12 protein-coding genes are annotated in these 12,792 nt (G+C 51.7%); 1 reads left to right on the top strand and 11 read right to left on the bottom strand.

The genetic code is table 11. The features are described from left to right. Positions 1-137: 137 nt before the first annotated feature. From ACTG3Z_RS11195 to ACTG3Z_RS11170, 6 genes are all read right to left on the bottom strand, one after another. Positions 138-1,352 carry an NADP-dependent isocitrate dehydrogenase gene (locus tag ACTG3Z_RS11195; protein ID WP_439143154.1) on the bottom strand — a complete coding sequence of 405 codons (1,215 nt, stop codon included), beginning with the start codon at positions 1,350-1,352 and terminating at the stop codon, positions 138-140. 67 nt (positions 1,353-1,419) lie between these two features. Beyond that, positions 1,420-2,637: a multidrug effflux MFS transporter gene (locus ACTG3Z_RS11190; RefSeq protein ID WP_439143153.1), complete on the bottom strand. Its 1,218-nt coding sequence runs from the start codon at positions 2,635-2,637 to the stop codon at positions 1,420-1,422. Continuing rightward, entirely contained in the window at positions 2,634-3,278 is a 645-nt protein-coding gene (locus tag ACTG3Z_RS11185; RefSeq protein WP_439143152.1) for a DsbA family oxidoreductase, read from the bottom strand. The genes ACTG3Z_RS11190 and ACTG3Z_RS11185 overlap by 4 nt, the downstream gene beginning before the upstream one ends. Next, positions 3,271-4,779, bottom strand: coding sequence for a class I adenylate-forming enzyme family protein (locus tag ACTG3Z_RS11180; RefSeq protein ID WP_439143151.1), 1,509 nt, complete (start codon positions 4,777-4,779; stop codon positions 3,271-3,273). The genes ACTG3Z_RS11185 and ACTG3Z_RS11180 overlap by 8 nt, the downstream gene beginning before the upstream one ends. 81 nt (positions 4,780-4,860) lie before the next feature. Then, positions 4,861-5,118 (bottom strand): hypothetical protein, encoded by a 258-nt coding sequence (locus ACTG3Z_RS11175; RefSeq protein WP_439143150.1) that lies wholly within the window; start codon positions 5,116-5,118, stop codon positions 4,861-4,863. Between the two features lie 83 nt (positions 5,119-5,201). After that, positions 5,202-7,022 carry an extracellular solute-binding protein gene (locus ACTG3Z_RS11170; protein ID WP_439143149.1) on the bottom strand — a complete coding sequence of 607 codons (1,821 nt, stop codon included), beginning with the start codon at positions 7,020-7,022 and terminating at the stop codon, positions 5,202-5,204. A gap of 329 nt (positions 7,023-7,351) precedes the next feature. On the opposite strand from ACTG3Z_RS11170, the gene ACTG3Z_RS11165 reads away from it, so the two are divergent. Continuing rightward, positions 7,352-8,125 (top strand): 3-hydroxybutyrate dehydrogenase, encoded by a 774-nt coding sequence (locus ACTG3Z_RS11165; RefSeq protein ID WP_439143148.1) that lies wholly within the window; start codon positions 7,352-7,354, stop codon positions 8,123-8,125. Positions 8,126-8,277: 152 nt separating this feature from the next. On the opposite strand, the gene ACTG3Z_RS11160 is transcribed toward ACTG3Z_RS11165, so the two are convergent. From ACTG3Z_RS11160 to ACTG3Z_RS11140, 5 genes are all read right to left on the bottom strand, one after another. Beyond that, the gene (locus ACTG3Z_RS11160) at positions 8,278-9,582 is read right to left on the bottom strand and encodes a branched-chain amino acid ABC transporter permease (protein WP_439143147.1); all 1,305 of its coding nucleotides are present in this window, start codon (positions 9,580-9,582) and stop codon (positions 8,278-8,280) included. Continuing rightward, positions 9,579-10,589 carry a branched-chain amino acid ABC transporter permease gene (locus tag ACTG3Z_RS11155; protein ID WP_439143246.1) on the bottom strand — a complete coding sequence of 337 codons (1,011 nt, stop codon included), beginning with the start codon at positions 10,587-10,589 and terminating at the stop codon, positions 9,579-9,581. Before ACTG3Z_RS11155 ends, ACTG3Z_RS11160 begins: the two co-directional genes overlap by 4 nt. Then, complete coding sequence (locus tag ACTG3Z_RS11150) at positions 10,589-11,041, bottom strand: hypothetical protein (RefSeq protein ID WP_439143146.1); 453 nt, start codon at positions 11,039-11,041, stop codon at positions 10,589-10,591. The genes ACTG3Z_RS11155 and ACTG3Z_RS11150 overlap by 1 nt, the downstream gene beginning before the upstream one ends. A gap of 2 nt (positions 11,042-11,043) precedes the next feature. Beyond that, on the bottom strand, positions 11,044-11,757 hold the full coding sequence (locus ACTG3Z_RS11145; protein ID WP_439143145.1) for an ABC transporter ATP-binding protein: 714 nt from the start codon (positions 11,755-11,757) through the stop codon (positions 11,044-11,046). Between the two features lie 81 nt (positions 11,758-11,838). Beyond that, positions 11,839-12,615, bottom strand: coding sequence for an ABC transporter ATP-binding protein (locus ACTG3Z_RS11140; protein ID WP_439143144.1), 777 nt, complete (start codon positions 12,613-12,615; stop codon positions 11,839-11,841). Positions 12,616-12,792: the final 177 nt, after the last annotated feature.

The raw sequence follows: 12,792 nt of genomic DNA, 5'->3' as shown, positions 1-12,792 counted from the left end.
GCGATACACGTTGAGAGAAGCAGATTGGGTGACCTTTGGGAAGCTTTTTGCTGAATTGTTCGAAAAAGCGAAACAATAGGGCAGAAAAGAAAGCGGCACCCGTAAAGAGCGCCACAATCCGTCTTAGGTAGTAAGCTTTACGCGTTGAGTGCAGCGCTTAGATTTTCATCGATTTTCTCAAGGAAACCCATCGTTGTGAGCCACCCTTGATCAGGACCGACCAAAAGCGCGAGGTCTTTGGTCATGTGACCGGCTTCTACTGTTTCTACAATCACGCGCTCAAGCGTTTCTGCGAACTCCATTAGCGCTGTGTTGTCATCAAGTTTCGCACGATGCTTCAGCCCGCCGGTCCAAGCATAGATCGATGCAATCGAGTTGGTGGAGGTGGATTCACCTGCCTGATGCTGGCGGTAGTGACGTGTCACAGTGCCATGGGCAGCTTCTGCTTCAACGATCTTGCCATCCGGTGTCATCAACTGCGACGCCATCATGCCCAAAGACCCGAACCCCTGCGCAACAATATCAGACTGAACATCGCCATCGTAGTTCTTGCAGGCCCAAACAAAACCGCCATTCCACTTAAGCGCACATGCGACCATATCGTCGATCAAGCGGTGCTCATACCAGATGCCTTTTTTCTTAAACGCCTCGGCGAATTCAGCGTCGTAGACCTCTTGGAAGATCTCCAGAAAACGCCCGTCATACTGTTTCAAGATCGTGTTCTTGGTAGACAAATAGACGGGCCAGCCAATGTTCAAACCGTAGTTCAGTGACGCACGCGCGAAATCGTAGATCGATTTGTCGACGTTATACATAGACATGAACACGCCCGCGCTTTCTGCTTGGTAGACTTCATGCTCAATCTCTGTGCCATCCTCGCCAACGAATTTCATCGTGAGCGTGCCCGCACCCGGAAATTTCATATCCGTCGCTTTGTATTGATCGCCAAACGCGTGACGCCCGACAACAATCGGCTGCGTCCAACCGGGGACAAGGCGCGGTACATTGTTGCAGATGATGGGTTGGCGAAAGATCACACCGCCCAAAATATTGCGGATCGTGCCATTCGGGCTTTTCCACATTTTCTTAAGGCCAAACTCTTCGACACGCGCTTCATCCGGCGTAATCGTCGCGCATTTTACGGCAACGCCGACTTCTTTCGTCTTATTGGCCGCATCTATGGTGATCTGATCGTCCGTGCGATCGCGCTCTTGAATACTGAGATCATAATAAAGCAAGTCGATATCGAGATAGGGTTCGATCAACTTCTTCTTGATGAAATCCCAAATGATGCGGGTCATTTCATCGCCGTCCATTTCGACGATTGGGTTGGCTACTTTGATCTTGCTCACGTGAAGCACCTCATTTTGAAGGGTTGTGCAGATTCTACATTAGATCGACTGCAAGTGAAACGACGCATCAGTTTGCGCGCATTTCGCAGCGGCGCAGCCAAAGCATCAAAAGCGTCGATGCACAGCACATTATTGCACCTGCTCCGGCTAACGGGGCAGGGGTTCCCGCAAACATCAAGCCTACAGGGATCGCGATCAACGTGCCCAATATGGTTGCGATGCCGCCCAACAATGACGCGGCTATCCCCGCAATATGGCCCACTGGCTCCATCGCCAGCGCATTAAGATTACCGATTGTCATACCCGCTAGAAAAAACACAGAGGTTTGCCAAATCATGAACAAAACAAAATACGGTGCATCGCTGGGGGGGGCAAAACTTAGCCACAGCATAATCAGTGAGAAGATCATCTGAATCGCAAAGCTCACAGTGATCACGTTGCGCATCCCGAAGCGTACAACGATCGTAGCGTTTAAAAGCGAAGCGGATCCAGCAAGAACCGAAATCAGGCCAAACCAGTAAGGAAAGCTTGCTGCGCGATCAAACGTGATGTCGTAAATCGGATGCACCACAGACAACATACCAAAAATGAACGCAAAAATCGTGGACTGACACAATATGGAAATCCGCACACTGCGATGGGACAGCAGCTCTTTGGTTGCTTCAAACAACATGCGAAACTTAAAGGGACGTTTGTTTTCGGGCGCTAAGGTTTCCGGCAAACGCAGGCTCATCCAGAGCATGGACACCGAAGAGAACAGGATAAACGCCAAGAAAATGCCGCGCCAATCTGAAATCGCGATAAGCCCTGTACCAATCAACGGACCAACGGCAGGAACCAAGGTAAAAACCATCATTACGAACGACATGATACGCGCCATTTGGCGACCGGAATACAAATCACGGATCACTGCCATCGACACAATCCTCGGGCCCGCAGCGCCAAAACCTTGGAACATACGTGCGATCAACATCACCTCAAGCGACGCGGCACGCCACGCAACAAACGCTGCGATACAATAGATAGACGCCCCAAAGAGCATAATTTTGCGCCGACCAAAACTATCTGACAAAGGTCCTGCAACAAAGGTACCAATTCCCATACCAAGCACAAAGCTTGTCAGGACAAGCTGAATCTTGTTGGGATCAACAGGACTAAGCTCAGCCGCCATATCCGGCAAACCAGGCAACATGGAATCAATCGAAAACGCCGTTGTTGCCGACAGCATTGCGCAAAAAGCGATGAATTCGACTCGCCCCATCGGCAAGTTTTGGGAAGGGCTCATGCGTCTTCGTTCAGCTGAGCCTTGATATCAGCAATGACTTTGCGCCACATCTCAGGTGATTGCGCGCCTGGTACGGCGTGTTGGCCTGCGATAATAAAGGTTGGAACAGAATTCACACCCATTTTGCGAAAGCCTGCATCCTTTTCACGGATCCCTTCAAGGTCTTCATCGGTTGCAAGCAAACGCTGCACCAAAGACGCGTCCATACCGCAAGTATCTGCGAGATCCGCCAACACTTCGACATCGCTGATATCGCGGCCCTCTTTGAAGTAAGCTCGAAACATCGCTGCAACAATCATGGACTGGCGCTGCTCAATGCCTGCCCAATGGATCAATCGATGGGCGTTCAGCGTGTTTGGTGTGCGTTTGATACCGCCTAAATCAAGCTCAAGACAGACGTCGCGCGCATGTTGATCGATTTGCGCGTAGACTTTTACAGCGGCCTCTTTGCCGCCAAACTTACGCTCAAGATATTCGCGGCGATCCATGCCTTCCATCGGCATGTCGGGGTTCAGCTGGAACGGATGCCATTCAATCTCAAACGGATGCTCTGGCTCTGCTTCCAGTGCGCGATCAAGAAGCGTTTTGCCAATAAAGCACCACGGGCAAATAGGGTCGGAAATAATGTCTAGCTTAACCATAGCGGGCCTCAATCTGAGCGCGCAACACGCGGCGCAACAGTTTGCCATTGGCGCTGCTCGGCAGTGTATCGCAGGGGTGGTAAATTCTAGGATGCTTGTAACGCGCAAGGTGCTGATTTGCCAGAGCTTCAAGTGTACTCTGCTCCAGATCATCCTCCGCCACATAACAAAGCGCAATCAAAGAAACGCCAGTTTTGAGTTTAACTTCAATTGCTGCGCACTGATTGATTGCGCGATTGCGTTGAAACACAGTTTCAATTTCAAGCGGAGAGACGCGAAAACCTCCAGCATTGATCATGTCGTCGCTGCGACCAGCATAGCTAATTGAGCCTGTCGCATCTGTTTGACCAAGATCACCTGTCAAAAACCATTCGCCTTGAAAGCGGGCCTTCGTGCCTGCGGTGTCATTGAGATACCCGAGCATAAGCCCCGGATCAGAGCGATGGATCGCAATAGTGCCTATTTCGCCTACGGGTGCTGGATTACCCTCTTGAGTGAGCACAGCGACGTTGCGCCCTTTTTGCGGCAAGCCAATATGGTCAGGTGAAGTTTCGCGTTGCGGGCTAGATGAAATAAAGGTCGAGCATTCCGACATTCCAAATGCTTCATACACTTTCAACCCTGTGGCCTGTGTCCACGCAGCATGCAAAACGGCAGGCATTTTTTCACCCGCGCTTAGGGCATGTCGCAGATGCGGCAACTTCGGCATATGCACACGTAAGATCTTGCGAAAAACGCCCGGTGCTGCTGCGAACAAGGTTGCTTTGGACTGGGCTAATAGGTTTGGCAAATTCTCTGGCGGCGTGCCGTCTTTTGCTATTAGGGCAGTTGCGCCCACGCTCCATGGGTCCATCAATCCAGTCCCAAGCGTGAAGGTCCAGTTAAACGCGCCCGCGTGCAACAAGCGATCTTCGCTTGAGATATCGTACCAGTCTTTGTGCATCATCCGGCGCGCCCAAATCGCGCGATGTGCATGTTGAACGGCGCGCGGCGCAGCGGACGTGCCAGACGTGAAAACAACATAAGCAGGCCGCTCTGCATCCGCCATATGCCAAGGGGCAGGCGGCAGCGCATACATGTCCCGCAATGAACCTAACGAAATGCTAAGCGCACTATGAATCTCGGGGGCCGCGAGGGAGTCATCTTGCAAAATCGCAGAAGGTTTCACCGCATGCGCCATTTTGGTGATTTCATTCTGCGTCAGCGCAGATGAGGTCGGCACTGCAACCATTCCAGCGGCGATAATCCCCAAATAGGCAATCGGAAAATCAGCCGTGTTGCCAAGACGTAGCATGACGAGATCGTTTGCTTGCAGACCTTTGTTCAAAAGCCCTGTTGCAACACCGCGTACGGCACTTTCAATCTGTGCAAAGCTCCAACATTGTTTTTCGTCTGCCAACACTTCTAATGCAATTTTGTCAGGTGCATCTGCGGTTGCGGCTAATACATACGCCGCCATGTTGAAGGGCGAGGGACAAGGCTGGTCGTGTTGTTCATCCATAGTCCCATTCGGTAGCGCAGCACGTCCCCCATTCGCAAGCCAGTCAGGTAAAAACGCGACGTACGAAGCGATTATCTTTTGCTATTTTTGAGCAGCCAAAGCTGTATCATACGAACGGATACCCAAAGCTGCGCGTGCCAAGCTTTGCTTATCCAAAAATTGCTCCAGCTCTTCGCGCGCTTCCGGTTCAGTCAAATCATGGCTCTTTGCGATCAAGCGAGACAACGCAGTGGGGCCGATGCGCGCCTGATCAAGGTCTTGTTCCGGAACATGCGGAAACCGCTGCACCAAAGCAGAGAGATTGACGTTCCAATTCGATGCAAACTGCGACCAAGTCATGTAGATCTCCTAAAAAGCTGCTCGTTTCAAACAGCTTTCCAGAAAAACGTTAGCTTCGGGTTACCAGCGGTGGTTTTTTCCGCTTAACCTTCTTCCCACCACCAAACTTCGGGCAAGAACCCAAGCCAATCGCCATAAATTGGTAAATTTTCAGGGTATTTCAGCTCTTTTGCGTGGGCGATGTTGCTGTAGGGCCATTGATAGAGTGGGATGAAATAACGCCCCGATATCAAAATGCGATCCAACGCGCGGGTCGCTGCGATGAAGTCTTCTTGAGAGCGTGCGCCTAAAATATTGTCGATCATCGCCTCAGCCGCAGGGACGTTCATCCCCATCCAGTTGCGCCGCCCTGGGCTGTCGACCCCCTCGCTGCCCCAATAAAGATATTGTTCATTTCCAGGGCTAAGCGACAGACCAATGCGGTAATACGTCATATCGAAATCATAGGTTGCTGTGCGCTCTGTATATTGTGCATCATCGGTTGTTGAAACCTTTGCGTCGATCCCCAAACGCGCGAGCGCATTGATGTAAATATCCATTATCGCTTGGTTTTCTTGATTACCTTGACGCAAAAGCACATCAAAGCTGAGCTGCTCACCATTGGCGTCGACCATCTTGCCGTCCGTGACGGTATAGCCTGCATCCTGTAGCAGCGTCATTGCCGCGCGAATGTTCTTGCGATTGCGCGCAGAGCCATCAGAGACGGGTAAAGTATACCCCTCTATCGTATCGGGCAGAAGATCTGCTTTGTAGGGTTCAAGCAACGCGGCGACTTTGCCTGTCGCTGGACCGTTTTGCATCCCAAGGACAGAGTTTGAAAAATAAGAGCTAATCCGCGGCTGTCGCCCGCCCGTGAGCGTGTCGTTGATGAACTCAAAATTAAACGCATGAAGCAGCGCATCGCGTACGCGCCAATCATCAAAGGGCGTTTTACGGGTGTTCATCACAAACCCTGTCATGCCGGTTGGACGCTGATGAGGAATAGGAGATTTTACCACATCTCCGCTTTGAACCGCCGGAAAGTTGTACTGGGTTTCCCACTTTTCCGCGTTGTTTTCACGACGCATGGTCAACTCGCCCGCCTTGAACGCCTCAAACAAGACGGAGCTGTCGCCGTAGAACTCCATCTTTATTTCATCCAAGTTCATGGTGCCGCGTCGGAACGGCACGTCCTTGCCCCAATACTCAGGATTGCGCGTGAGCGTGACCGAGCGGCCTGCGTCCACATCGGTGATCACATAGGGGGAAGACGCAATCGGAATATCATCCAAAGTGGAATTCGCGAAGTCTTTGCCATCCCACTGCGCTTTCTTCAGGATTGGGCGAAGGCCCGCAATCAAAGCAAGCTCGCGATTGTCCTCATTAAAGGTAATGCGCACGCTGCGCGGGCCTGCGGCCTCAAGACTTTCGATTTTGCCGTAAAACCCGCGGTAGCGTGGGTGGCCAATGGTGCCGAGCGTTTCGTACGACCAGATGACATCCTCGGTTGTGACAGGGCTACCATCGGAAAAGGCCGCTTCTTCGCGCAAGGTGAATTCAACCCACTCACGATTCGGTCCGGTTTCCACCGATTCGGCCAAAAGTCCGTAAAGTGAGAAGGGTTCGCCGTAAGATCGGCCCATTAAACTTTCATAAGCAAGCGATCGTAGCTGCCAAGGCACGGACCCTTTTCGAATGTGCGGATTGAGAGAATCGAAACTTCCCACTTCACCAAAACTGATTTTACCGCCTTTGGGCGCGTCCGGGTTGGCATAAGGGAGGGACACAAAATCGTGTGGAAGGGCAGGGTCACCATACATAGCGATGCCATGGCTCGGCTCGGCAGCAAGGCTGACAGGCAGTACCGAGAGCGTTAGTATAGATGCAGCGGCGCGCAACCGGCGCGCGAAAAACAGTGATCTCATTTGGTTAACAATCCCTCATATGCCTAGCCTGTGGATAAAAACCGTAACGAGCCTTTCACCACTATTCAAACTTTTAGCTTGGACTACGGCAACTTAAAGCTTATAAGTAACTCACTGCTCGATAGGTTTCTTGCCTGTATGAAACCTGCCTCAATAACTTAACCCCAGCTTCGTGCTGGGGTTTTTTTTGTGCTATCGCCAGCTGTTTTTTGCCAGATCACGTTCATGTGCAGTTTTCATAATCCTGCTTTTGCCCCTTATTTTATGGGTGGCCCATGATAAGAGTGCGCGCAAATCTATTTAACAGCTTAATCGGAAAGAGGCGCATTATGACACTTGCAGGAAAAACCGCAGTTATCACAGGATCGAACTCGGGAATCGGTTTGGGAATCGCCCACGAGATGGCGAAAGCTGGCGCGCATGTTGTTCTGAACTCATTCACCGATCGTGAGGAAGACCATGCCATCGCAGCAAAGATCGCCGAAGAGCACGGCGTGCAAGCGCGCTATATTCAAGCAGATATGTCACAAGGTGATCAATGCCGTGCCCTGATCGAGAACGCGGGGGCCTGCGATATTTTGATCAATAACGCGGGTATCCAGCATGTTGCGGCTATAGATGAATTTCCCGTCGAAAAGTGGGACGCCATTATTGCGATCAACATGTCGTCTGCGTTTCACACGACAGCCGCCGCTTTGCCAATGATGCGCAAAGCCGGGTGGGGCCGCGTGATCAACATTGCCTCTGCGCATGGTTTGACAGCGTCACCTTTCAAATCCGCATATATCGCAGCCAAGCATGGCGTTGTTGGCATGACCAAGTCTGTCGCTTTGGAAACAGCACAGGAACCAATCACCGCAAATGCCATTTGTCCGGGCTACGTTTTGACGCCACTGGTGGAAGAGCAGATCCCGGACACGATGCGCGAATATGACATGTCACGCGAAGACGTCATCAAGAATGTGATGCTGAAGCGTCAACCCTCCAAAGAGTTTGCAACCGTTGAGCAATTGGGTGGGACAGCCGTATTTTTAGCATCCCATGCAGCAGCGCAGATTACGGGTACAACGATTTCAGTCGATGGTGGCTGGACAGCACTGTGATGTGATGTGATGTGATGTGATGTGATGTGATGTGATGTGATGTGATGTGACGCTCGCGCGGTTTTCGGATCAAATCACAACCCCGAGATATGCAAACGCCGGCACATTTGGGCCGGCGTTTTTTGAGTTTATTTGAAAAAAGAAGAGAGGTGTTATTTCTCCGGGATCAAACCGCGTGGACTGAAACGTAAGACCAAGAGCAAAACAAGTCCCATCGTCAACAGACGCATGTGTGCTGCGCTTTCCAGCAGGTGTTCTTTCAACGCACTGCCGTCCGCCATGCCCGCAGTGATAATCCCCATAAGCCAATGACCCAAAGGTTCCACTTGGATCCAAAGGTACCAAATCAAGAAGCCCCCTAGAACAGCCCCTAGATTGTTACCAGAGCCGCCCACAATAACCATGACCCAAACGAGGAAAGTGAAGCGCAAGGGTTGATAGGTCCCTGGGATCAACTGACCATCGAGTGTCGTCATCATCGCCCCAGCCAGACCACAGATGGCACTGCCAAGGATGAAAACTTGCAGATGCCGCGCAGTGACGTCTTTGCCCATCGCTTCGGCGGCGACTTCATTGTCACGAATTGCGCGCAACATGCGCCCCCACGGACTTTTGAGCGCAAGTTGGAACATGATCAGCAAGACAATCAAAACAACAGCAAACAGCACAGAATAGTTTGCCTTTACGAATAATGTTGACGCTTCGACGGCATCAAACCCAAAGCCGGTCGCGCGTTCGACAAAAGCAGGATCATTTTGAAGATCCACCTCATAGGGCACAGGACGTTCAAGTCCGGCCACGTTTTTGACGCCACGCGTCAGCCAATCTTCGTTCTTCAAGATCGCAATGACAATTTCAGCAATGCCCAAGGTCGCAATCGCGAGGTAGTCGGAGCGCAGCCCAAGCGCGGTCTTGCCGATGACCCAAGCGGCACCTGCGGCCAAAAGGCCACCAATGGGCCAAGACACCATTATTGGCAGACCAAGGCCGCCCAGAAACCCGGTTGCGGCTGGATTCACCTTTTCGATGGCCAGAACCGATGGGTCAAACAGTGCGCGAAATAGGAAAAACCCACCCACGAGGACAGTCAGCAGTACAATCGTCCGCGTGCGGCTGTGCGGCTTGCGGCGCATGACAATCGTAGCCAGAACAATGGTTGCGACACCTGTGAGCAAAGCAACAATGACGCCAATGCCACCTGCGCTCCACGCCTCTGTCACAGGGGCATGCGAGACCAAAACGGCAGCCAGGCCACCGAGCGCCACAAATCCCATAACCCCAACGTTAAAAAGACCCGCGTAGCCCCATTGCAGGTTCACGCCGAGCGCCATGATCGCTGAGATTAAGCACATGTTGAACAGGCCCAGTGCAGTGTTCCAGCTCTCCGTCATGCCAGTATAGCCTAAAAGGCCTGCCATAACCGCGAAAAGGGCGATATTTTTCAAAGGATAGGTCATACAGCTTTCCCCGAAAACAGACCCGTAGGTTTGAACAACAAGACGATCAACAGGATCACAAAGGATACTGCGAACTTGTAATCCGTACTTAACAGCTGCACGAGACCGGATGGCTCAAGCGGCTCAGGCATAAGATAGACAAGCACTTTCTTCCACGCATAGGTGATTGTGATTTCAGAGAACGCGATGACAAAGCCACCCGCGATTGCCCCGATCGGGCTGCCTAATCCACCGACGATTGCGGATGCGAAGATCGGTAGCAAGAGCTGGAAATATGTGAAGGGCTTAAAACTTTTGTCGAGTCCGTAGAGAACGCCAGCCGTCGTTGCCAAGGCCGCCACGATAAGCCACGTATACATCACGACCCGCTCTGGGTTGATACCTGACAAAAGGGCCAAGTCTTCGTTATCTGAATACGCGCGCATAGATTTGCCAGTGCGTGTGCGGTTCAAGAACCAGAACAAAAGCGCCACCACGATGACGGCAGTCACAACGGTTATGCCTTGTGATGTCTTGATCGCCAGCCCTTCGCGCAGCCCGGTCATCTCTTTGAAAACGCGCGCATTGATAATGAAACGCTCACCATCAGAAAAACGTTGCTCACCAGGACCAATGGCGAAACGTACCAGACCATTCATGATAAACATCACACCCATCGAGACGATCACAAGGATCACTGGTTTGGCTTTTTGCTCTCTATAAAAGCGATAAACGAAACGGTCTGTGAAAAGCACCAAGACCATGCAACCAAGGATGCCAAAGGGCAGGGCGAGCAGGGCTGTTGGCAAAGGACCCAGATTGATACCTGCCGATTGCATCCACCACGTCACAAAGATGGTAAACATCGCGCCCGTCGCCATCGTGTCCCCATGGGCAAAGTTGGAAAACCGCAAAATGCCGTAGATCAGCGTGACACCAAGAGCGCCAAGCGCCAATTGGCTACCATAGGCAATCGCAGGCACAATTACGAAGTTCGACAGCGCGACAATCGCATTCAGAAAATCAATCATTCGCAGGCTCCAAGGTATGTGATGACCATCGGACCATCCGCATAATGAAGCGTGTAGCGCGCCGCTCCGTCTTGCGCGATTGTGAGCAAGTGACGCGCATCAAACGCCCCACCAGAAAGCGACATCGCACGACCAGAGCGCACACCGATCAAAGTCGCATCACCAATTTCGCTGACCATTGCGACCTCCACAGCCATATCAGTGGCCGTCAATCCGCCAGCACGCCCTTTCAGCTCAAACGTAAACGTCGTATCCGCGCAGCTTTCCGCTTCAAAACACTCATTCTCAAAGGCACATTGCAACGCAATCTCACGCTTTACCGGTGCATTTTGAAGCGTATAGGAACCATCCTCAGCTGCATCATTTTCATCGGCAACAACGGGAAGCGCGCACAAAACGCATAGCGCACAAAAGGCGCTTAATGCCGTAACTTTTCTCAAGACTGTCATGGTTATCCCCCTAAGAAACTTTTGCGCACTTCAGGATTGGCAAGCAGTGCTTTGCCCGTGTCTGTGAACCCATTGCTGCCTTGGACCAAAACATATCCTTTATCCGCGATTTCGAGCGCTTGGCGGGCGTTTTGTTCCACCATCAAAATTGAAATTCCTGTGCGGGCCACCTCGATGATGCGATCAAACAACTCATCCATCACAATGGGCGAGACACCTGCCGTTGGCTCATCAAGCATCAATACCTTTGGTTGTGTCATCAATGCGCGCCCGACGGCGACCTGTTGACGCTGACCGCCTGACAATTCACCCGCAGCTTGAGCGCGCTTTTCTTTCAGGATGGGAAAAAGCTCATACACTTGCGCCATGGTCTGTGAGATATCATCGCGCCGAATAAACGCGCCCATTTCAAGATTTTCCTCAACAGTCAGTGACGTGAAAATGTTAGACGTTTGCGGAACAAACCCCATGCCTTGCGCAACACGCGCTTGCGGGGTCAGCTTGGTAATATCGTTACCATTTAAACGCACAGCACCTTCACGCAAATTCAACATGCCAAAGACGGCCTTCATCGCCGTCGACTTGCCCGCACCATTGGGCCCGACAATCACGGCGATCTCACCTTTTTCGACTGCCAAAGTACAGTTGTGCAAAATATCTGCGCCCGTGCCGTAGCCACCGGTCATATTCTCTCCAATCAGAAACGGCTCAGACATGCGGCTTCCTCTCTCCAAAAATATCCCGGGGAGTTTGATCTCGGATCAAACGGGGCAGAGCCCCTAAACCGCATGCACGCATCATGCCGTTTCCTTATTCTTTAGACCGGTGCCAAGGTATGCTTCGATGACTTGCTCGTTGGCCTTGATTTCGTCAATCGTTCCGGTTGCCAGCTCTTTACCCTCAGCCATCACAATGACCGGATCGCAGAGACGGCCAATAAATTCCATATCATGCTCGATCATGCAAAACGTATAGCCACGCTGTTGATTAAGTCGCAAAATCGCGTCGCCAATCGTGTTCAAAAGCGTGCGGTTCACACCCGCACCAACCTCATCTAGAAACACGATCCGCGCATCGACCATCATGGTGCGGCCAAGCTCCAAAAGCTTTTTTTGACCACCTGACAGATTACCTGCTTTTTCGTCGCTCAAGTGCGCAATCGTCAGAAAATCGAGCACTTCATCAGCTTTCGCCGCCAATGCGCGCTCTTCATTGGCGATGCGTTTGCGGCCAAACCAAGTGTTCCACAAAGTTTCTCCGGATTGGCCACCAGGCACCATCATCAGATTTTCGCGACACGTCATAGAACTGAATTCATGCGCAATCTGGAATGTGCGCAGCAATCCTTTGTGAAACAACTCATGCGGTGGCAAGCCAGTGATATCCTCATCCGCCATAAACACACGCCCAGAAGTCGGCGGCAAAACACCCGCGATGACGTTAAACAACGTTGTTTTGCCAGCCCCATTGGGCCCTACAAGACCCGTGATCGAGCCCTCAGCAATCTCAAGCGAAGCACCATCAACAGCGTGAAAGCCGCCAAAGTGCTTGTGCAGGTTTTCAACCCGGATCACAGTATTTCTCCCATCCCACAGCGTCTTTGCGCGCTCTTTTCAAAAACTTCCCAAATTGTCACCCGATTCTAGGGCCGGATTGGGCTTATTTTGATAGGGCAGCCTATGCACAGCCCACGGATTTGGAAAGAGTTTACGCTAAGCCAATCAAAAAAACGTCAGACTGGCCAAGAATAC

The organism is Planktotalea sp. (assembly GCF_965659345.1).
GTDB lineage: Bacteria > Pseudomonadota > Alphaproteobacteria > Rhodobacterales > Rhodobacteraceae > Planktotalea.
The sequence above is the reverse complement of the archived record's forward strand: the minus strand, read 5'-3'. Positions and strand labels throughout refer to the sequence as shown.

Bases quoted from the DNA above. Each gene is read 5' to 3' on its own strand.
- ACTG3Z_RS11190 (WP_439143153.1), bottom strand. From the start codon at position 2,637: ATGAGCCCTTCCCAAAACTTGCCGATGGGGCGAGTCGAATTCATCGCT.
- ACTG3Z_RS11185 (WP_439143152.1), bottom strand. From the start codon at position 3,278: ATGGTTAAGCTAGACATTATTTCCGACCCTATTTGCCCGTGGTGCTTT.
- ACTG3Z_RS11180 (WP_439143151.1), bottom strand. From the start codon at position 4,779: ATGGATGAACAACACGACCAGCCTTGTCCCTCGCCCTTCAACATGGCG.
- ACTG3Z_RS11175 (WP_439143150.1), bottom strand. From the start codon at position 5,118: ATGACTTGGTCGCAGTTTGCATCGAATTGGAACGTCAATCTCTCTGCT.
- ACTG3Z_RS11170 (WP_439143149.1), bottom strand. From the start codon at position 7,022: ATGAGATCACTGTTTTTCGCGCGCCGGTTGCGCGCCGCTGCATCTATA.
- ACTG3Z_RS11165 (WP_439143148.1), top strand. From the start codon at position 7,352: ATGACACTTGCAGGAAAAACCGCAGTTATCACAGGATCGAACTCGGGA.
- ACTG3Z_RS11160 (WP_439143147.1), bottom strand. From the start codon at position 9,582: ATGACCTATCCTTTGAAAAATATCGCCCTTTTCGCGGTTATGGCAGGC.
- ACTG3Z_RS11150 (WP_439143146.1), bottom strand. From the start codon at position 11,041: ATGACAGTCTTGAGAAAAGTTACGGCATTAAGCGCCTTTTGTGCGCTA.
- ACTG3Z_RS11145 (WP_439143145.1), bottom strand. From the start codon at position 11,757: ATGTCTGAGCCGTTTCTGATTGGAGAGAATATGACCGGTGGCTACGGC.